Raw genomic sequence first — 19,052 nt, forward strand, 5'->3', positions numbered from 1 at the left:
CCCCCGGAGCGGAGGTGACATACCGTCAGTGGCGGTTTCCCGGTCACGCGGCCCGGCCGTGCCACAGTGGACGGCATGGTCGACACGGGCACGGGCGGCATGGGCGCGGGTGACACGGGTGCGGGTGACGCGGGCACGAGTGACATGGGCACAGGCGGCACGGGCGCAGGTGGCACGGGTGGCACGGGTGGCACGGGTGACATGCGGGCCGCCTACATCGAACGGTTCGGCCCGCCGGAGGAGATCGTGGTCGGCGGGCTCCCCGCGCCGCGCCCCGGGCCCACCGACGTCCTGGTCGACGTCGTCGCCACGGCCGTCAACCCCGTCGACACGCTCGTCCGCTCCGGCAGCTTCCGGACCTCGGTGCCGTTCCCCTTCGTGATCGGCCGGGACCTGGTCGGTACGGTCGCCGAGGCCGGGCCCGGTGCGGTCGGGTTCGCGCCCGGCGACCCGGTGTGGTGCAACAGCCTGGGGCACGGCGGGCGCCAGGGCCCCGCCGCCGAGCGGGCCGTCGTCCCCGCCGACCGGCTCTACCCGCTGCCCGCCGGGGTGCGCGCGGAGGACGCCGTCGCCGTCGCCCACCCCGGCGCCACCGCGTACCTGGCGCTGTTCACCCACGGCCGGCTGCGGCCCGGCGAGACCGTGCTCGTCGCGGGGGCCGCCGGGAACGTGGGCGGCGCCCTCGTGACGATGGCCGTGTGGGCCGGCGCCCGGGTCGTGGCCACGGCCGCGGCGCGCGACGCGGAGTACGTGCGCGGCCTCGGCGCCGCGGAGGTCCTCGACTACGCGTCGCCCGGGCTCGCGGGGCAGCTCGCGGACGCCGCGCCCGGCGGCTTCGACGTCCACATCGCGACGCACGGAAGGCATGACCTGGAGGTCGCCGTGCCGCTGCTCGCCCGGCGCGGCCGGATCGTCGTGCTCGCGGGAACCACCGCGCGGCCCGTCCTGCCGGTGGGGCAGCTGTACCAGAAGGACGGCGCCCTCGTCGGCTTCGTGATCTCCCGCGCGACCTCGGCCGAGCTCGCGCGGGCGGCCGGTGCCGTGGGGCAGTTGCTCGCCGCGGGGCGGCTGCGGCCGCGGGAGGTCGAGGAGATGCCGCTCGCGGAGGCCGCCGAGGCGCACCGGCGCATGGAGCGGGGGGAACTGCGGGGGCGGCGGCTGGTGCTGAGGATCTGACGCACGGGGCGGGGCCGCAAGGCCTAGGTCCGTGGGCCCGGGCCGTTGATCTGACGCATCGTCCTCAGGTCCGTTGCCGGGGGCCTCCCGCCCGCGCACCCTGGACCGTATGACTCCGTCAGCCACCGGCACGCCCGCCATCACCTCCGCGACCGACTCCGCAATCACCCCCGCGGACACTCCTGCGCCGGCTCCCGCGATCCTCTCCGTGCAGGCCCGGATCCTGATCGCGGCCGCGCCGGGCGCCGTCTACGAGACGGTCAGCGACCTCACCCGCAGCGGCGAGTGGAGCCGCGAATGCACCGGCGGGCGCTGGGTGTCCGGCACGCCGCGCACGGTCGGCGCCGTCTTCCGCGGCGAGAACTACCGCGGGGCGGACGTCGTGCCCTGGGCGCCGGTCGTCCGCGGCCCCTGGACCACGGAGTCGGAGGTCGTGGCCGCCGAGCCGTGGCGCCTGTTCCAGTGGGTGGTGCGCGACAGTGCCGGCCGGCGGCAGGACAGCACGTGGACGTACGAGCTCCAGGCCACCGCCGACGGCTGCCTGCTCATCCACCGCTACCGGCTCGGCCGGCTCACGGAAGGGCTCGCGAAGATCTTCGAGCACCTGGGGGAGGACGAGCGGCGGCGGTTCGCGGCCGCGTGGAACGAGAAGCTCGCCGACGACGTGGCCGCGTCGCTGTCCCGCATCAAGTCCGTGGTGGAGGCAGCATCTGACTCCATAGCCGGGTCCGCAGCCGAGCGGGGCGGGCGGGGATGACGAACCCGTCGGCGCCGCTTCGGCCGAAGGCCGAGCAGTGGGACGCGGAGGACCCGGGCTTCTGGGAGCGGGGTGGCCGGCACGTCGCCCGCCGCAACCTGCTGCTGGCGGCGCTCGGCGGGCACGTGGGCACGTCCGTCCGCAGCATGTGGGCCGTACTGGTGCTGTTCCTGCCGGCGGGCGACGGGCCGGTGACCGGCCCGGGCGGGACGTCCCTGCTGCTGGCCACGCCGCTCGTCGCGGGGGCCGTGCTGCGGCCGTTCGCGGAGCGGGCGCTGGGCCGGCTGGGCGGCCGGGACCGTACGGTCGTCACCACGGCCGCGCTGACCCTGCCGGTGCTTGCCGCGGTGTACGTGTTGCAGCAGCCCGGCACGCCGTTGTGGCTGCTGGCGGCCGTCGCGGCGACCGCCGGTGCGGGGGACGTCGCCGCGGCGTCGGCGGCCCGTGCGGCCGCGTTCTTCCCGCGACGCGCGCAGGGGCGGGCCTTCGCCGTCGCGTCGGCCGGGGGCGACCTCGGTGTCGCCACGGTCCAGACGGCCGGGGTGGTGGCCGCCGTCACGGCCGGGGGCCCTTCCTTTATATGGATCGCTGCGGCGCACGTGCCGTTGGTGGCGCTGGCCGCGGCGCTCGCGGCACTGCGGATGGACAACTTGCCGGTTGAGCAGGGCGCCGCCGCCCGGGGCCGGGGCGGGGCCGCCCGGGACCCGCACGTGTGGGGGCTGTCGCTGCTCTCCCTGGCCACGGCCGGGTCGTTCACGGCGTACGGACTCGCCTTCGGGCTGATACTGCGGGGCGGATTCGACGCCTCCGTGCCGGCGGCTCTTGCGTGCGCGGTGCTCGCCACGCTCCTGGGCACGGCCGCCCGGCCCTTCGGCGGACTGCTCGCCGCGCGCTGGGGCGGGGCGCGGGTCACGCTCGCGAGCCTGGTGGGCATGGCGGCGGGGACGGCGGCCCTGGCCGCGGCGGCGGCGCGAGGAGCCGCGGGGGTGTTCGCCGCCGTCTTCACAGCGGTGATCGTCCTGGCGGGTCTCGGCGCGGGCGCCGTCGCCGCGCTCGTCCCGGCGGTCTTCGCCGCGCGGGCAGGCGGTGCGATCCTCGCCGGGCGGGACGCGACAACAGCCTTCGCCAGGGCGCGGGACCGCTCCGCGGGGGTCGCGGGGCTCGGCGGAACGGCGGGCGCGCTGGCCACCGCCGCGATCGTCCCGGCCGTGACCGGAGGCTCGCTCCTTCCCGCACTCTGGGCGCTCCTCGGCCTCTACGGGGTGTGCGCGGCCCTCACCTGCGCGGTGTACGCACGAAAGGAACCCGCGCCGGGCCGCGGCGTACGGACACTCATCCCGTACGAGCTGGGGTAGTCCGCCTACCTGATCAGTGCCATCTGATCAATGCCGGACGGCGACCAGCACGCGGTTGGCTCCGGGGCCGTCGAGCAGAACGTCCCGGGGCTGCTCGAAACCCGTATCGGTCAGCCACCGGCCGTATTCGGCAGCGGTGTAGTTCTCCCCTCCTACGGTTTCGACGAGCATGTTCAGACCCATCAGGGCGGCGGCCGCGGGCCCCGACCGATCGTCGTCGACCATCAGTTCGCTGATCACGACGGCACCGCCCGGCGGCAGCGCCGCATGGCACTTGGCCAGCAGTGCCCGCCCCGTGGGCTCGTCCCAGTCGTGCAGCACCATGGAGAGCAGGATCAGGTCGTGCCCCTGCGGCAGGGCGGGGTCGTTGAGGAAGTCGCCGGGGTGGACGGCGATGCGCTCACTCAGTCCGGCTTCGGCGGCGCGCCCCGCGGCGATGGGGCACACGTGCGGCAGGTCGAAGACGGTGGCGCGCAGGCCCGGGTAGGCCCGGCAGAGCTCGATCGCGTACGCACCGGAGCCGCCGCCCACGTCCAGCAGCCGCCGGTACGCACCGAGATCCGCCGCCCGGGCCAGGCCGCGTGCGGTGGAGGAGGACAGGCTGTACATGGCCTGCCAGAACGTCTCGAGGAGCGCGGGGTCCTCGCCCGAGAAGAGGCTCTCCTGCGTCCGCGGATCCCAGGTGGTGGGCGCGTTCGTGCGCAGGGCCTCGTCCAGGCGTCCCCAGCCCGGGTAGAGCCGGCGGTCCAGCATGCGGACCCAGCCGCCGAAGTAGTACGGCCGCGAAGGCACCAAGTAGGCCTCCGCCATGGCGCTGTTGGCGAAGGCCCCGCCTTCTCCTTCTCCCGCTTCCACTTCGACGAGACCGAGCGCCGCGCATCCGGTGAGCAGCATCCGGGCGGGCCGGTCGGCGATCTCCAGCTTCGCGGCGACCTGCCCCACGGTCGCGGACCCGAGCTCGTCGAGCACGGCGAACAGGCCGAGCTCATGCGCCGCGGCCAGCGTCTTGAAAGCCCAGAACCCGGTGCTCAACTGCATGAGCGGCAGGGACGAGGGAAGCTCCGGCGAAAGGCCACCGCTACTCATAAGCAAGCTCACTCTCTCCGAACGCCAACGTCACCGACACTCCCTGCCAACGAACCCGCCCACCCCCGGGTCACCACACTAAGAACCGCCGATAGTCGCACGGCGCGGACCGCCGCGGACAGCACCTATGCCGACAGGGAGACGGCCCGGCCCGGCTCCGGGCCGACGGAGGCAGTCACCACCTGAGCCGATCACCGGAGTCGGCTCGGTGACGGCGACCGCCGATCCCGGCCTTGTCGAGATGGCCGTCGACGATGTCGCCTCGCGCCGCTTCGGACGGGTCGCCATCGCCGTGCCGCGGCCTCAAATCAACGAAGATCGAGAAATCAACTCCACCTGAAACAGCCCGAGTTAGCGAACCTCTCGACGTCCACCATATGACGCCGACACCACATCACGGGGAGTAGAGTCCTCTGCTACCGATGGGCTCGGCGAGAGGATGCGGAGTGATCGAGTTAGCCAATGTGATCAGGGATCTGCGGGAGGAGCTGGAGCGGGCGGTCGTCGCGGCGGAAGGCGAGGTGCTGCGCTTTGAATTGGGGATGATCGAGCTGGAGGTTTCGGTCGCTCTGGAGAGAACCGGACACGCGGAGGCGAAGGTACGGTTCTGGGTGGTGGAGTCCGGTGCGGAGGCGGCCATGGGCGCCACCTCGACCCAGCGCATCACACTGGCGTTGAAACCGGCCCTCCGGGGCTCAGGAAATGGCCCGTTCGTCTCCGGGCCCGCTGATTCGCACGAGCAATGACTCCCGTGGATAACAGGGCATCCGAGCTGGACGGTCCCGACCCACGGCGCGTGGTCCAGGTCATCACCACGCAGCGCGCGGGTGCGGGGCGGCGCGGCTCGGGATACCGGGTGAACGGGGACGCGGTGCTCACCGCGGCTCATGTGGTCAGTGACGCAGTGTCGGTGCGGTTGCGATTTCTCACCGAGGACGGTGACACAACGGAGTTGCCCGGCGAACAGGTGTGGGCCGACTCCGCCTCGGATATCGCGGTGCTCAAGATCGCGAATAATGCGAGCACCGGAGGATTGTGCGCCGCCGAAATCTCGCCGGTGCGGTTCGCCCGGATCGCTCGGCCGGTGGACTGCGAAGCAGTGGGATTTCCACGGTTCAAGCTGCGCCCCGATGCCGCCTCACCGGACCATGGCGCTCCCACGTGGTACCGGGATTCGCACCACGCGCACGGCAGGACCACACCGTTGGGGAACCTGCGGGCGGGCAGCCTGGAGATCTCCGTTTATCCCCCCGAGTACGACCCCGAGCCGGGCCGTTCCCCTTGGGAGGGGATGTCGGGGGCCGCGGTGTGGAGCGGCGGGTGCGTGATCGGGGTGGTCGTCGAGCACCACCGCTCCGACGGGCTCGGCAGGCTCGCGGCAAGCCAGGTGAAACGCTGGTACCGCCTCACCCCGACCCAGGTCGGCCGGCTCAACGAGCTGATCGGCCTGCCGGCCCGAGCCGACCGGCTCACGCAGCTCCCGCCCCCGTCGCCGCCGGTCACGCCGGAGCGGGACGACGCGCCGGAAGTGCGGGAGGCGGTCAGGAAGCTCGCCCGCGAGGTGGACACGCAGTGGTGTCGCGAGGAGCAGCGACGGCGGGTGCACACCCCGCACCCGCTCGCCGTGCGCTTCCGGTGCACCCCCACCCGGACTTTGTTCGATCACTGGGAGAACATCCGCAAAGCCCCGCCCGGAACGGAACCAGGGCCCCTCCCGCTGGACGGCCGACTCGACCGGATCGCGGAGGTGTACGGGTCCATCCCGTCCCGTCGGCTGGTGGTGCTGGGCGAGGCCGGGTCGGGCAAGACGATCCTGACCCTGCGCTTCGTCCTCGACTGGCTGAGCGCCCGCGCACCCGGCGACCGGGTGCCGGTGATCTTCGGCCTGGGATCATGGGATCCGAGCACCACGTCACTGGATGACTGGATGTGCGGCCAGCTGGTCCGCGACTACCCCTTTTTGGGTTCTCCATCGGGTCACGGAGGGATCGTGGCCGACGTCCTGCTCGACGAGGGCCGGATCCTGCCCGTGCTCGACGGATTCGACGAAATCGCAGGCGGCCTGCACGGTGCGGCGCTCCGAGTGCTCAGCCGCACTGCCACGCCGCTGTTGCTCACCAGCCGCCCCGCGGAATACAGCCGGGCCGTGAAGAAAACCCGTGTGCTCACCGACGCCGCCGTGATGGAGCTGGAGGGGCTCACCGTAGACGACTACGCCGGCTACCTGCACCGCGCCAGCCAACCGGCCGCAGAGGGCGGCCCGCACAGCACTGTGTGGGGACCGGTGCTGGCCCAGCTGCGCGAACGGCCGGGCAACCCGGGGGCGGCGAACGTCGCCGAGGTGCTCACCACCCCGCTGATGGTCGCGCTGGCCCGCACCGTCTACAGCGATTCCGCCGGACACGACCCCTCGGAGCTACTGGACACCACGAAGTTCGCGTCCCCCGAAGCCCTGCAGGACCATCTGCTGGCAGCCTTCCTCCCCGCCGTCTACGACCCCACACCGACCGGCCGCGGTGCCCGCCACCGCCCTCGCCGGCACCCCGAACGGGCCCAGCGCTGGCTCGAATACCTCGCCGCTCACCTGGATCAGCTCGGCACCCACAACCTCGCCTGGTGGACGCTGGGCACCACCATGCGCCGTTCTTCGCGCATGGTGGTGGTCGGGTTCCTTGCCGCACTGGCCTTCGGGCTGACGACCGGGCTCGGGAACCTCCCCGTGGACCTGGTCGCAACGCCGAAGGGGCCCCGGTTCGCCATCACACGAGGGCTCATGGTCGGGCTCCTGCACGGGCTCGTCGTCGGGCTGGTCTTCGGGCTCGCGTACGGGTTCGTGTCCACAAGCACACCGGCTGAGCCTTCGCGTGTACGCATACAGATCTTCGGCGGGAGCAGAGAGAGACGCGCCGCGTTCGCCCGCAGATTCATGCTGGGGCTCGGGGCCGGGGTCCCGACCGCGCTCGTGCTGGTGCTCATCGACAGGGGCGTGATCGAGCCGCTGGGGTTCGATGACGGACTCAACGGCGGGCTCGTGGGCGCGGCCCAGTTCCCGCTCGAGGTCGGGCTCGGGACCGGGCTGGTCCTCGGCGTCATGGCCTGGCTCGAAGCTCCCATCGACATCAAATCCGAGGTCAGCGCCTCGGACCTGTTGAGCACGAACCGCAGGAACGTGGGCTTCCATATGCTCGCGTGGATGCTGGTGATCGGCCTCCCGTCCGGATTCGTCTACGGGCTCGGGGCCGGTCCGGTCCGCGGACTCCTGGCGGGGCTCGTGTTCGGGGTGGAGGCGGCGTTCGGAGGCGGGCTCGGGTACGGGCTGAGTTTCACCGCTTGGGGCCAGTGGGTGGCCCTGTCGCGTATGTGGTTGCCGCTGACAGGCCGACTGCCCTGGGCGGTGATCTCTTTTCTGGACGACGCGCACGAGCGAGGTGTGCTGCGCCAGACCGGCGCGGTCTACCAATTCCGCCACGCCCGCCTCCAAGACCATCTGGCCCACGTCTTCCAGGCACGCCACCCTGCTCACCGGTCGAGCACGCCCGGCAAGACGGACTGGGAACCACCCTTCACCGCAACAGCGTCTTGGCTCGGGGATACCCCGCAGTCCGTCATCGATGGGAACCTCAGCGGACCAACTCACGGGAATGGCATATGACTTCTGGGCAAAGTACGAGAAGGCCAGGGACGAGGATCGCCCTTGGAGTGACGGCTGCTTTAGGGGCCGCCATCGGGACCTTAGGAGTTTCCGGCGCCGGAACCGCTTCCGCACAACCGGTTTCGCTCACGCTGAAGTACACATGCAAAGTTCCGGTGATCGACGATCAGCCCTTCAAGGCGAAGATCGACGCGGATATCCCGGGGTCGGTCGCCGTCGGCGAGCCCAGCCGGAAATTCGCCATCGATGCGCGGACGACGGTGGACGCGGACCTCACACCGAAGCTCCACTTGTTCGGTGTGAAGACCGTTGAAGGCAGGGTGGACGCGGAGATCGGCGTTACCGCGCCGCAGGACGACAGGCGCCTCAAAGTGCCCCTCGACATCCCCAGGACCAGCGTCCCGGAGTCCGGTTCCTTCGACGTCAAAGCGGCCGGCGACGCGCCCAGTCTCACCTTCCGCCGGCCGGGCAAAGCGCGGATCACCGTCGGCGACATCACCATGCACGTCACCGGGAGAAAGGCGAACGGCGACATTCTCGGCAAGCCGCTCACCGTTCCGTGCACGCTGGACTCCCATCAGGGCAACAGCATCGGGTCGTTCGAGATCACCGGAACGGGGACGACGACCGGCTCGACCACATCCGGCACCTCGGGCACGGGCACGACAGGCTCGACGGCCTCAGGCGGCACCTCAGGCATGTCGGCCTCAGGCGGCACCTCGGGCGCGACGGCCACAGGCGGCAAGTCTGATGCGGGCTCCGCCGGCGGGAGCAAAGCTCCGCCGAGCTCCACGGCGACGGGTGCCATCGCATCCACCGGCCAGAACGCCAAGGACCTGATTTTCCCGGCCGTGGGCGCCCTTGTCGCGGGCGTTGCCGCCGTCTACTTCGGCTTGCGGCTGAAGAACCGCCGGCGATGACTGAGCCGACCGCTATCACGGAGCCTGTCCGGTTTCCGCCCACTCGGCGGCGAATACGCGCCCGCGTGCACTGGCCGAGAAGGTTCGCCGGGACGGGCCCTCCGAAACCATCATGAAGAGCGGTCTGCCGCACATCTCGCACGAGGAGATGGACGAACGCCTCCAGCAGGCGCTCACCGCCACGACGCACAGCGAGCTGGTGCCGGTCCTGGCCTCGCTCCCGGCGGAGAAGGCGGGCACGACGTCCACCATTGCCGCCGCCGGTGGACCCGGTGGGCGCATCCGCCACGCGCGGCGTTGAGGGTCGCTCGGCCCGCGCCCCCGCGGTCAAGTGTTGGCGGCTCGCGCCGTTGCGTGTGTCAGTTCTTCGCGCAGGCGGGTCAGGTCGTGGGCGTGGCCGTGGGCGGCTACGTGGCCGTCCGGGCGGATGAGGTAGTAGCCGGGGCGGCGGCAGCCTGGGGCGGCAGTCCGTAAGACCACGCGTATCCCGCGCCGCCCCTTGGCCATCGCCGTCGCCTCGTCCGCCCACGCCTCCCCCGCTCCGGGGCCTACCGCTAAGAGGAGTCGCCAGTCCGTACCGCCCGCCGGCCCCCGCGGGAACAGTTCCCCCGCCCGCACCCCACCACCGCCGCACAGCACCGGCCACGACGGGCCCTGCGTGCGGCGGCGCGGCCGGTAGGCGAGGCGGTGGCCGGCCATGACGGGGGCGTAGAAGCGGGTGACCGCGCCCGTGCGGTCCAGGAGCCGGAACGCCGTGTCGCGGGCCGCGACGCGCAGTCGTCCGTCCACCATCCAGGCCCGGGTCTGTACGTCGGTGTCGCGGACGATGCGGCGCGTGGCTTCCGTGCGTTCGGGCTCGTAGCTCGCGAGGAGGGAGGCCGGGGAGTCGCCGTGGAGGACGGCGGCGAGTTTCCAGGCGAGGTTGTGCGCGTCCTGGAGGCCGTTGTTCATGCCCTGGCCGCCGGCCGGGCTGTGCACGTGGGCGGCGTCGCCCAGCAGGAAGACGCGCCCGCGCCGCAGCACCGCCGCACGGCGCGCGTGGACGCGGAAGACGGCGTGGTGGACCGGCTCGGTGATCCGCACGCCCCTCGGCCCCCGGGCGTCGAGCAGGCCCTGCATGCCGGCAACGCCGGGGGCCTGTGCGCCCTCGGGGAGGGCCGTCAGGATGCGGAAGACGCCTCCCGGCATGGGCACGATCACCAGCGTGCCGGCCGGCGCCTGGTAGTAGAGGATCTCGCCGGGCGGGAGGCCATCGCCCCCTATGCGCGTGTCCAGGGCCGCGAACGCCATCGGGTACGTGCTTCCCGCGAAGCCCGTGCCCAGCCGCTTCCGCACCGTGCTGCCCGCGCCGTCCGCGCCCAGGAGGTACGGCGCGCGGGCCCGTTCTCGCCGTCCGTCGGCGTGGCGCAGCGCCACCGTCACTCCCCCGTCGCCCTCCGCCGTGAAGTCCACCAGCCGCGCGCCCCGTTCGACCGCGCCGCCGAGCTCGTGCAGCCGGCGCGTCAGGAGCCTCTCCGTCTCGTACTGGGGAAGGTTCCGCGCCGCGCACCACGCCGGGAAGGCGAACGTCGCGAGCGGGCGGCCGCCGGTGAAGTAGCGGTAGCCGTCGATGCGTACGGACGCGGCGCGGACGTCGTCGCCGATGCCGAGGTCGTCGAGGATGGCGAGGGCGCGGGGCCACAGGGAGAGGGCGCGCGGGGCCGGCGCCGGTTCGGGGGCCTGGTCGACGAGGCGTACGGGGACGCCGCGGCGGAGGAGTTCGCAGGCGGCGAGGAGTCCCGTGGGCCCGGCGCCGGCGATGAGGACCGCGGGCCCGGGCGTGGGCTCAGGGCCGGGAAGGGGAAGGCCGGTCACTGCCGAGGCTCCGGGCGAGTTCGAGGCGGCGGACCTTCATCGTGGCGGTGCGGGGCAGCGCGGACAGCGGCAGCTGTACGGGCGCGGCGAGCCGGGGCCAGTCGGCGGTGGCGGCCGTCCAGCGGGCGGGGTCGAGGGGCGCGTCGCCGCGGGTGCAGACCACGGGGACGGGCTCCTTGCACGGACCCGGTACGAGGACGACCTCGGCGAGTTCGGGCAGCCGGGCCATCAGCCGGTCCTCGACGTCGAGGGTGGAGCCGATGTGCGGGATGACGTCGACTTCGCGGTCGAGGAGGTGCAGGCAGCCGGTGCGGGTGCGGTAGCCGACGTCGCCGGTGCGCCACCACCCGTCGTGCAGCTGCTGCGCGAAGCGCTCGGGTTCGGCGTGGTAGCCGGTGGCGCGGCCCGCGGCCCGTACCTCGATGGCGCCGGGCCGCTCCCGCGTCGCACGTCGCCCGCCGGGCGTGGCCAGGCGCACGCGGACGCCGGGCAGCGGGCGGCCCAGGCAGCGGCCGTCGGCGCGGTGGGCGGTGCGCCGCGTGTACCAGCGGCCGGTCAGGGGGCCGCACTCGCTCTGCCCGTAGAACTGGAAGAACAGCGGCGCGCGGCGGCGGGAGGCGTGCAGCAGCCTGTGCACGGTGGGCGGGTGGAGGGCGTCGAAGGTGGCGCTGAAGTACCGGACGGAGGCGAGGGGCCGGCGCGGGTCGTCCGCCAGTTCCTCCCACGCCATGAACGAGTTGGGGTGGGTCTCGACGAAGCCGGGGCGCGTACGGGCGAAGAGGTCCGCCACGTGCGCCGGTTCGGGGTCGCCCACGATGACGAGCGGCATGCCCTTGGGCAGGGCGACGGCGAGCGCCAGGTACATGCGGGAGTGGACGGGGCTGAGGTGGGCCGCGTACGTCTCGGGCGTACGGATCAGGGCGGCGAGCGTGCGCTGCGGCGCGTAGCGGCCGTACAGGCTCGCCGCCGTGTGCACCACGAGTTTGGGGAGGCCGGTGGTGCCGGAGGTGTGGGTCATCAGGGCGGGGCGGTCCGGGTGCGGGAGCACGGGGGCGCGGCGGGGTGCGCCGGCCAGTGCGGTGAGGGGGGTGCAGCCGGGGCGGGCGGGGCCGGTGGTGAGGACGGTGGAGGCGAACTCCGACAGGGCGAGGGGTGCGAGGCAGGTGCGCAGTTTGTCGTCGTCGGTGAGGAGATGCGGCCGGTTCAGGCGGCGCAGGAGCGCACCGGCCGTGGCCCCGTCGAGCTGCGGGGAGAGCAGGACGGGGACGGCGCCGATGCGGGCGGCCGCGCAGGTCAGCAGGTAGGTGTCGAAGTTGGCGGCCTTGTGGACGGCAAGGTGCTCGGTGGGGCGCACACCGGCCGCCCACAGGCGGGCCGCGAGGTCGTCGACGTGGCCGGCGAGCCCGGCGTAGGTCAGGCGGCGGCCGGTGCCGGGCAGGGCGTCGAGGTCGTGGTCGAGGGTGATGGTGACGTCGCCGTGCCGGGCCGCGGCTCGTTCGGGGATGAGGCCGAGGTGGAGGGCGGTGCCTCCTTGGGCGGTGCTTTCTTGGGCGGTGCCTCCTTGGGCGTTCATGCGAGCTCCGCGACGCGCTGCTGGAGCAGGACCGCGTCCTGCGCGCCGAGCGTGATGCCGAACGTGCCGCGCAGGACGTGGACGACCTCGTCGGGGGCGAGTTCGGTGCGCAGGAGGCGGCCGTCGGCGTACCGGACGGCGAGGGTGCGGTCGGTGAGCGTGTGGCGGGCGTGGTCGTCGCCGCGCTGGACGACCACGCGGCCGGTGAAGGGCGACCGGGGGTGGTGGGAGGTCCAGTAGTGGGCGGACTCGAAGTCGTCGGGAGCGTGGTGCTCCGGGCGGAAGGAGTAGACGTCGAACCAGCCGTCCGGGTGCAGGGAGCGCAGGGCCCACTGCTCGGGGGCGGGTCCGGCGGGCGGTTCGAGTTCCAGGCGCCAGGTCCAGTCGCCGGTGGTCACGGTGGCGCCCGGGGTGAGCGGTACGGGTTCGAGGGGGCCCTCGTCGCCGAAGCCGGCGTCGCAGAGCCAGGGGCGGCCGTCCGCCTCGACCACCAGGGTCGTGTGCGAGCGGCGGCGGACGCGGGTGCTGCCGCGGCGGACGCGGGCGAGGTGACGGACCACGGGGAAGCCGAGGCGTTCGAGGACGGCGGCGAAGAGCAGGTTCTGCTCGAAGCAGTAGCCGCCGCGGCCGGCGTGGACGATCTTCCGCTGGAGCGCGGCGGTGTCGAGCGGCATGTCCCGGCCGAGCAGCACGTCGAGGTTCTCGAAGCTGACGGCGGCGGTGTGGGCGCGCTGGAGGGTGCGGAGGGTTGCGGCGGTGGGCGGGAGAGGGTGCCGGCCGGTGAGGCGGATACGGGAGAGGTAGGCGTCGAGGTCGAGGGGGGTGGTGTCCCAGGGGGACGGGGACAAGAACGGGGATCCTGTTGCGGATGCGGCTGGTGCGGACGGCCCGGCTGGGCCGTGGACGACGGCGGTGTTCGGCATGGGCCGTACGCTCCTTCCTTTCGCAGGTGGGGGGGCCGCTGCGCGGTGGGGGGGGCGATGCGCGGTGGCACCGCTCGCACGGCGGCGTACCGATCGGCGAGCGTCTTGCGAGCGCCCCGGCAGGGCCGGCGCTGTCCCACACTGCGACCGCTCCACGCCCCGTGGCCACGCCCCGCCCGGCAGTCCGTCAGCCCGTCGGGCGCTACGTCAGGTCCGGCCGGGTACCTGACACAACGGCCCGCCGCCCGGGGCGCGTACGCAAGGAGCGGATCTACCCTCGGACCGTCCGGCAGGGCCGGGGCGCAACCGTTCGCCGCAGCCCCCGCCCCGTACCGGGACCTCCGACGGAGAAGCGGGGACCGACACATGACCAAGGTGGTATTGATCTCCGGCAGCCTGCGCGCCGCTTCGGTGAACTCCGCGGCGCTCAGGGCCGTCCGCCGCATCATCGCGCAGACCCGTCCGGCCTCCTCGGCGGTCTTCCTGCCGATCGGCCGGCTGCCGTTCTACAACGGTGACGTCGACTCCGCGGGGACGACCCCGGCCGTGGCCGTCGCCCGCGCCCTCGTCGCGGACGCCGACGCCCTGGTGATCAGTACGCCCTGCTACAACGGTGCCGTGCCGGGCGTGCTGAAGAACGCCCTCGACTGGCTCTCCCGCCCGGAGGGGGCGAGCCCGCTCGCCGGGCGGATCGCCGCCGTCCTGAGCGCCTCGCCGGGCGGCCGCGGCGGGATCGACGCCCAGCCGGCGCTGCTGGACCTGCTGGACAGCTGCGAGGCGATCACCGTCGAGCACCCGCCCGTGGCCATTCGCGGGGCGCACCAACGGCTGGACGGGGCCGGTGAGATGACCGATCCGGAGGCGGTCGCGGCGCTGCGGGAGCTGGTGGACGCCACGTTCGAGGCGGTGGCCATCGTCGCGGAGCAGCGGCGGTCGGTGCTCCGGTCGGCTCAGCCGGTGGCGGCGGCCGACGGGCCCTGGTCGAGGGCCAGGGTCACCCTGTCCAGGAGCTGATGCCAGGCGTCGTTGAGCTCCTTGAGCGCCTCGGACTCCAGGCGGAGGGCCAGTTCGCCGTGGTCGATGCCGAACCATTGCAGGTGCCCGAGCAGGCGCCGTGCGGCGGTGTACGTGCCGGCACCGGCCGAAGCTTTCGCAACGGCTTCCGAGGCGTCCGCGGCTTCCAGTGCCTCCAGCGTCTCCTCCGTCACCGCCGTGACCGTGCCCCGGGTCAGCAGCGGCGCCGCGTACCGCGTGGGCAGCAGCCCGGAGGCTCCGGCGTCCGGAACGGCGGTCGCGGTCCACAGCAACCGCTGGGGGCGGGCGCCGCGGGCCGCCAGGGCGTGCCACCGCGGCTCGTCGAGCATCCGCTCGTACTGCTCGTGTACGTGCCGGGCCGCCGCGACGGCGACGGCGCCCCGCACGGCCCGGGCCTCCAGGGTGCCCTCGCGGTCGAGGAGGGCGTCGACGGCGGTGTCGATGCGGCTGACGGGGAACGAGGCGACCGACGCGAGGGAGGCGAGGTGCCGGCCCGCGGCGCGGGCCCGCTCCAGGCCTTCCGCGTAGGCGTCCGCGGCTTGGCGGTGGCGCGCCGCGGACAGGACGAGCGTCGCGTTGACGTTGATGCCCTCGGCGAGGCACGCGCTGAGTGCCGTGAGGCCGGCCGCCGTGGCCGGGATGCCGAGCATGGCGTTGCGGCGGTCGACGGCCCGCCACAGCGCGCGGGCCTCGGCGAGGGTCGCCTCGGCGTCGTGGGCGAGCCGCGGGTCGAGGGTTACGGAGACGAGCCCGTCGACGCCCGCGGTTGCCTCGTGCACGGGGCGCAGGATGTCGCAGGCCCAGCGGATGTCGTGGACCGCGAGGGCCTTCAGGGCCCGTTCGGCGGGGACGCCGCGCTCGGCGAGGTCGCCGAGCTGCCCGGTGTAGTAGGGGCCGCCGCCGGTCAACGACCGGGCGAGGAAGGCCGGGTCGGAGGTGACTCCGGCGATGCGGCCCTGCCGGGCCAGGGCGGCGAGCCTGCCGCCGGCGAGGCGCTGCCGGCTGAGCCCGTCGAGCCAGACGGAGATCCCGGCCGCGCCCCAGCGGCGGGAACCGGCGCCGGCTTCCGCCGGGCCGTGCCCCGGTCCGCCGGCCGCGCCCGGGGCGGGCGCCCGCCCGGTGGGCCCTGTGGGCCCCATGCGCCCGGCCGGAACCGAGGGCCCGGCGGGCCCGGTGAGCCCGGCCCCGGCGCCGCGGCCCCGCCGGTTGCCGGCACCTGCGGGCTCCCCCCGTACAGCAGCACCGTCCACGCCCGGACCAGACCCCCGCATGGCCGGCCCCGTTGGCCCTGCGGAAGCTGAGGAATCTGCGGGCCCCGTAAGCCCGGCTCCGACGCCGCAGCCCCGCCGACTGCCGGCGCCTGCGGGCTCCGCCCGCACAGCCGCGGGGTCCGGGGCCGTGGGCCCGGTGCCCGTCCCCCAGCCGTACCGGTCACCGGCCGGAGCCGGGCCCTGTGTCTGCCCCGCCGGCTTGAGCCCGGCCGGCCTCGTGGGCCCGGCTCCCGCTCCCCCACCGCGTCGGCCGTCGTCGGCCGCACTCGGATTGCGCGCCTGCCCCGTAGAGCCCGCCGGCCGGGTCCCTCCTACGGAGCCGCGCTCCACCTCTCCGCCCTGCCGGCCCGCAGGGCCTCCGGGGCCGCCGTTCACCGCGGCCACCGTTGCCCCGCGCGGGGCTCCCCCGCCCCGCGGGCCAGCGTGGCGCGGGCCGTGGCCGCTACCCGTTCCGGGGTGAGGCCGGCGTGGTCGAGCAGGCCTCGGTCGTGTTCGGCGGCGGCGCCCAGGAGCTCGTACCGGCCCACCTCCGCGCCCGCGCCCACGGAGACGGTGGCGGGCGCGCCGGGCGGCAGGACCGTGTCGCGGTAGGCGCGGCTCTGCTGCCGGAACCACGCCGCGCACGGCATCGACACCACGCGGGTGGCGATGCCCTCGCGTTGCAGGATGCGGCGGGCGTCCAGGGCCGCCGGCACCTCGCCTCCGGACGCGACGAGGACGACGTCGGGGGCCGCCGCGCCCGGGTCGGCGTCCAGGGCCTCGGCGAGGATGTAGCCGCCGCGCGCGGGGCCGTCGCTTCCCGGAGCACGAGGAGCGGTAGGCGCCTCGGGCATCCGTAAGGAGTTCACGCGTAAGGAGTTCATGCGACAGGCACCTCCGGAGCGAGCGCGGCGAGCAGCGTCCCCACGATGCGCGGCCCCCCTTGCGTGAGGACCGACTCCGCGTGGAACTGCATGGAGGCGAAGTGCGGCCCGCGCAGGGCGTGCACCTCACCCGTGTGCGGGTCACGGCTCACATCCACCGTGCCGACCCCGTCGACGTCCACGCTGTCGCGGTCGCTGCGGGCGGCGAAGGTGTTGTAGAAGCCGACGCGTTCCCGCGCCCCGAACAGGTCGATCTCGCGCTGGACGCCCTGGTTGGGGACGTCCCGCCGGACGAGTTCGAGGCCGAGGGCCAGGGACAGCACCTGGTGGCTGAGGCACACGGCCAGGAACGGCCGCCGCTCGTCCAGGAGCGCGCGGACGGCCCCCCGCAGGTGGGCGATCTTGGGGTGGCGGCCGTCGCGCGGGTCGCCGGGGCCGGGCCCCATGACGACGAGGTCGTGCCCGTCGAAGGCGTACGGCTCGTCGAAGCGGCGGACGGTCACCGTGAGCCCCATGGCGCGCAGCTGGTGGCCGATCATCGACGTGAAGGTGTCCTCGGCGTCCACGACCAGGACGCGCCGCCCGGCCAGCCCGGGTGCCGCGTGCACCCGTTCCGCCTCCTGGGCGAGCCAGAAGCCGGCGATGGTGTCGTTGCGCTGTTCCAGGGCGGCCCGCACCCGCGGGTGGCCGCCGAACCGGGCCGCCCCGCCGGACTCCAGCGCGGAGATCAGCCCGGCCGCCTTGGCGCGGGTCTCTGCCACCTCGGAGGCGGGGTCGGAGTGGCGCACGAGCGTCGCGCCCACCCCGATGCGCACCTGCCCCGTGCGGTCGATGTCGGCCGTGCGGATGAGGATGGACGAGTCCAGGGTGCGCTCGCCGCGGGCGTCGCGGCCGATGAGGGCGAGGACGCCGCTGTAGTAGCCGCGGCCCTGGGGCTCGTACCGGTCGATGACCCGGCACGCGCTCTCCAGCGGGCTGCCGGTGACCGTCGGCGCGAACATCGTCTCGCGCAGGATCTCGCGCGGGTCGCGGTCGGTCGTGCCCTCGATGAAGTACTCGGTGTGGGCGAGGCGCGCCATCTCCTTCAAGTACGGGCCGACCACGCGGCCGCCGCCCGCGCAGATGCGGGCCATCATTTTCAGCTCCTCGTCGACGACCATGTACAGCTCGTCGGCCTCCTTGCGGTCGGCGAGGAAGTCCATGACCTCGGGCAGGCTCGGGCCCGCGGCGGGGTAGCGGTACGTGCCGCTGATGGGGTTCATCACGGCCGTGCCGCCGCGGACGCTGATGTGCCGTTCCGGCGTGGCTCCGACGAACGTGCGCTCGCCCGTGTGCACGGCGAAGGTCCAGTACGCGCCGGACTCGCGCTCCAGGAGCCGGCGGAAGAACGTGAGGGCGTGGCCGGGCGTGTAGTCGTCGATCCCGGCGAGGAACGAGCGCTTGATGACGAAGTTCGCGCCCTCGCCTTCCCCGATCTCGTCGGCGATCACGCGGCGGACGGTCTCCGCGTACGTGGCGTCGTCCATGTCGAAGTGCCCGCCGGACAGGGCGATCGGCGTCTCGGGGATACGGGCCAGGACCTCGGCGAGCGGCAGGACCGCCTGGTGGGTGACGGTCATGGCGAGGAGCGGCGCACCGTCGTCCGCGCCGCGGAAGCCGCGTTCGGCGATCTGGCGGTACGGGATGATCGCCAGGACGTCGGCGGGGGCGGGGGCGCCGTCCCGTGCGTCGGCCAGGGGGATCGCTCCCAGGGTTTCCGGCGTGGTGATCTCACCGAGGAGCAGCTCCACGGCCCCCGGGCCCGTGGTCTCCGGGCGGTGGAGCAGCGCGAAGGGCGGTGGGTTGGGAGCCAGTATCCGGGCCAGCAGACCGCCGGCGAACACCTCGCTCATACCGCCGCCCCCTCAACCGTCAGCGTCTCCGCCCCGCGGCCCGGCCGCGTGCCCTGCAAGCGGCCCAGCATGTCCTTCGTCGTCGTCACGACCGCGCACCGCGCCGCCGCGTACTCCAGCGCCAGCCGGTGGTACGCGGGCGAGAAGTCGGCCACGGCGTCCGCGACCAGGAACGGGCGGATGTCGTTCGTGAACGCGTCCACGGCGCTCATCAGCACGCCCACGTGCGCGTACACCCCGCAGACGATCAGCTGGTCGCGGCCGTTCGCCCGCATCCGCCCCAGCAGGTCCGAGCGGAAGAAGGCGCTGTAGCGCCACTTGGTGAAGACCCAGTCCCCGGGAGCCGGGGCGAGCGGCTCGACGACGCGCCGGTCGGCGGGGTCCACCCGCATGCCCGGGCCCCAGAAGTCCTTGAGCAGGCCGCGCTGTTCGTCGCTCATGCCGCCCGGCTGGGCCGTGTAGGCCACGGGGATGCCGAGCGCCGCCGCGGTCTCCCGCAGCAGCGCCGCGTTCGCGACGAGCTCGTCGCGCAGGCCCTGCGGCAAGGGTCCGAGGAAGTAGCGCTGCATGTCGTGGACCAGCAGGACGGCGCGGGCCGGGTCCGCGGCCCAGCCGGCCGTGTTCTCCGGCAGGTCGCCCGCCGTGGGCATCGGGTACGGCTCTATGCGGGGAATTCCAGCGGTGCGTGTCATGAC

The 19,052-nt window shown here is 73.8% G+C and carries 16 protein-coding genes and 1 pseudogene; 9 read left to right on the forward strand and 8 right to left on the reverse strand.

Annotated elements, in window-relative coordinates; translation table 11 throughout:
* Positions 1–201: 201 nt before the first annotated feature.
* The 3 genes from D7231_RS15015 (at position 202) to D7231_RS15025 (ending at position 3,288) form a co-directional block, all read left to right on the forward strand.
* Positions 202–1,176, forward strand: coding sequence for an NADPH:quinone reductase (locus tag D7231_RS15015; RefSeq protein ID WP_120756054.1), 975 nt, complete (start codon positions 202–204; stop codon positions 1,174–1,176).
* A 109-nt stretch (positions 1,177–1,285) separates the two neighbouring features.
* Entirely contained in the window at positions 1,286–1,933 is a 648-nt protein-coding gene (locus D7231_RS15020; protein ID WP_120755908.1) for an SRPBCC family protein, read from the forward strand.
* The gene (locus D7231_RS15025; RefSeq protein ID WP_120755909.1) at positions 1,930–3,288 is read left to right on the forward strand and encodes an MFS transporter; all 1,359 of its coding nucleotides are present in this window, start codon (positions 1,930–1,932) and stop codon (positions 3,286–3,288) included. The genes D7231_RS15020 and D7231_RS15025 overlap by 4 nt, the downstream gene beginning before the upstream one ends.
* Positions 3,289–3,315: 27 nt before the next feature.
* Here D7231_RS15025 and D7231_RS15030 read toward each other — a convergent pair whose 3' ends face one another.
* Complete coding sequence (locus D7231_RS15030) at positions 3,316–4,326, reverse strand: methyltransferase (RefSeq protein WP_120755910.1); 1,011 nt, start codon at positions 4,324–4,326, stop codon at positions 3,316–3,318.
* A 280-nt stretch (positions 4,327–4,606) separates the two neighbouring features.
* On the opposite strand from D7231_RS15030, the pseudogene D7231_RS37515 reads away from it, so the two are divergent.
* The 5 genes and pseudogenes from D7231_RS37515 to D7231_RS15050 all read left to right on the forward strand — a co-directional run.
* Positions 4,607–4,702, forward strand: a pseudogene (locus D7231_RS37515) (M56 family peptidase); the annotation flags it as partial.
* 118 nt (positions 4,703–4,820) lie between these two features.
* The gene (locus D7231_RS15035) at positions 4,821–5,120 is read left to right on the forward strand and encodes a trypco2 family protein (RefSeq protein ID WP_120755911.1); all 300 of its coding nucleotides are present in this window, start codon (positions 4,821–4,823) and stop codon (positions 5,118–5,120) included.
* Positions 5,121–5,170: 50 nt separating this feature from the next.
* Entirely contained in the window at positions 5,171–8,026 is a 2,856-nt protein-coding gene (locus D7231_RS15040; protein WP_241999719.1) for an NACHT domain-containing protein, read from the forward strand.
* A complete protein-coding gene (locus D7231_RS15045) occupies positions 8,023–8,946 on the forward strand; it encodes a DUF6801 domain-containing protein (protein ID WP_338419857.1) in 924 nt (307 codons plus the stop codon). Before D7231_RS15040 ends, D7231_RS15045 begins: the two co-directional genes overlap by 4 nt.
* Before the next feature lie 112 nt (positions 8,947–9,058).
* Positions 9,059–9,247 (forward strand): DUF1707 SHOCT-like domain-containing protein, encoded by a 189-nt coding sequence (locus tag D7231_RS15050; protein ID WP_120755914.1) that lies wholly within the window; start codon positions 9,059–9,061, stop codon positions 9,245–9,247.
* Between the two features lie 26 nt (positions 9,248–9,273).
* On the opposite strand, the gene D7231_RS15055 is transcribed toward D7231_RS15050, so the two are convergent.
* Genes D7231_RS15055 through D7231_RS15065 form a run of 3 tightly spaced genes read right to left on the reverse strand, consistent with a single transcriptional unit; the run spans position 9,274 to position 13,221 of the window.
* Positions 9,274–10,800: an FAD-dependent monooxygenase gene (locus D7231_RS15055; RefSeq protein ID WP_120755915.1), complete on the reverse strand. Its 1,527-nt coding sequence runs from the start codon at positions 10,798–10,800 to the stop codon at positions 9,274–9,276.
* Positions 10,772–12,373 carry a class I adenylate-forming enzyme family protein gene (locus D7231_RS15060; protein WP_120755916.1) on the reverse strand — a complete coding sequence of 534 codons (1,602 nt, stop codon included), beginning with the start codon at positions 12,371–12,373 and terminating at the stop codon, positions 10,772–10,774. Before D7231_RS15060 ends, D7231_RS15055 begins: the two co-directional genes overlap by 29 nt.
* Entirely contained in the window at positions 12,370–13,221 is an 852-nt protein-coding gene (locus tag D7231_RS15065) for an arylamine N-acetyltransferase family protein (protein ID WP_241999720.1), read from the reverse strand. Before D7231_RS15065 ends, D7231_RS15060 begins: the two co-directional genes overlap by 4 nt.
* A 441-nt stretch (positions 13,222–13,662) precedes the next feature.
* Between D7231_RS15065 and D7231_RS15070 the strand changes: the two genes are divergently transcribed.
* Positions 13,663–14,310, forward strand: a complete 648-nt coding sequence (locus D7231_RS15070) for an NADPH-dependent FMN reductase (RefSeq protein WP_158673763.1) — start codon at positions 13,663–13,665, stop codon at positions 14,308–14,310.
* On the opposite strand, the gene tal is transcribed toward D7231_RS15070, so the two are convergent.
* The 4 genes from tal to D7231_RS15090 all read right to left on the reverse strand — a co-directional run bounded on the left by tal (position 14,247) and on the right by D7231_RS15090 (position 19,049).
* Positions 14,247–15,470 (reverse strand): transaldolase, encoded by a 1,224-nt coding sequence (gene tal / locus D7231_RS15075; RefSeq protein ID WP_158673764.1) that lies wholly within the window; start codon positions 15,468–15,470, stop codon positions 14,247–14,249. The genes D7231_RS15070 and tal overlap by 64 nt on opposite strands.
* 503 nt (positions 15,471–15,973) lie before the next feature.
* Positions 15,974–16,465 (reverse strand): transketolase-like TK C-terminal-containing protein, encoded by a 492-nt coding sequence (locus tag D7231_RS15080; protein ID WP_120755920.1) that lies wholly within the window; start codon positions 16,463–16,465, stop codon positions 15,974–15,976.
* On the reverse strand, positions 16,462–18,357 hold the full coding sequence (locus D7231_RS15085; RefSeq protein ID WP_120755921.1) for an anthranilate synthase family protein: 1,896 nt from the start codon (positions 18,355–18,357) through the stop codon (positions 16,462–16,464). Before D7231_RS15085 ends, D7231_RS15080 begins: the two co-directional genes overlap by 4 nt.
* Positions 18,354–19,049 (reverse strand): isochorismatase family protein, encoded by a 696-nt coding sequence (locus tag D7231_RS15090; RefSeq protein ID WP_120755922.1) that lies wholly within the window; start codon positions 19,047–19,049, stop codon positions 18,354–18,356. Before D7231_RS15090 ends, D7231_RS15085 begins: the two co-directional genes overlap by 4 nt.
* Positions 19,050–19,052: the final 3 nt, after the last annotated feature.

It is taken from the genome of Streptomyces klenkii, from assembly GCF_003626645.1.
GTDB classification, from domain to species: domain Bacteria; phylum Actinomycetota; class Actinomycetes; order Streptomycetales; family Streptomycetaceae; genus Streptomyces; species Streptomyces klenkii.

Excerpts from the sequence above, each read along its gene's own strand:
- D7231_RS15050 (WP_120755914.1), top strand. The coding sequence starts at position 9,059 with ATGAAGAGCGGTCTGCCGCACATCTCGCACGAGGAGATGGACGAACGC.
- D7231_RS15070 (WP_158673763.1), top strand. The coding sequence starts at position 13,663 with ATGACCAAGGTGGTATTGATCTCCGGCAGCCTGCGCGCCGCTTCGGTG.
- D7231_RS15045 (WP_338419857.1), top strand. The coding sequence starts at position 8,023 with ATGACTTCTGGGCAAAGTACGAGAAGGCCAGGGACGAGGATCGCCCTT.
- D7231_RS15030 (WP_120755910.1), bottom strand. The coding sequence starts at position 4,326 with ATGCAGTTGAGCACCGGGTTCTGGGCTTTCAAGACGCTGGCCGCGGCG.
- tal (WP_158673764.1), bottom strand. The coding sequence starts at position 15,470 with ATGGGGCCCACAGGGCCCACCGGGCGGGCGCCCGCCCCGGGCGCGGCC.
- D7231_RS15090 (WP_120755922.1), bottom strand. The coding sequence starts at position 19,049 with ATGACACGCACCGCTGGAATTCCCCGCATAGAGCCGTACCCGATGCCC.
- D7231_RS15080 (WP_120755920.1), bottom strand. The coding sequence starts at position 16,465 with ATGAACTCCTTACGCGTGAACTCCTTACGGATGCCCGAGGCGCCTACC.
- D7231_RS15060 (WP_120755916.1), bottom strand. The coding sequence starts at position 12,373 with ATGAACGCCCAAGGAGGCACCGCCCAAGAAAGCACCGCCCAAGGAGGC.
- D7231_RS15015 (WP_120756054.1), top strand. The coding sequence starts at position 202 with ATGCGGGCCGCCTACATCGAACGGTTCGGCCCGCCGGAGGAGATCGTG.
- D7231_RS15020 (WP_120755908.1), top strand. The coding sequence starts at position 1,286 with ATGACTCCGTCAGCCACCGGCACGCCCGCCATCACCTCCGCGACCGAC.
- D7231_RS15085 (WP_120755921.1), bottom strand. The coding sequence starts at position 18,357 with ATGAGCGAGGTGTTCGCCGGCGGTCTGCTGGCCCGGATACTGGCTCCC.
- D7231_RS15025 (WP_120755909.1), top strand. The coding sequence starts at position 1,930 with ATGACGAACCCGTCGGCGCCGCTTCGGCCGAAGGCCGAGCAGTGGGAC.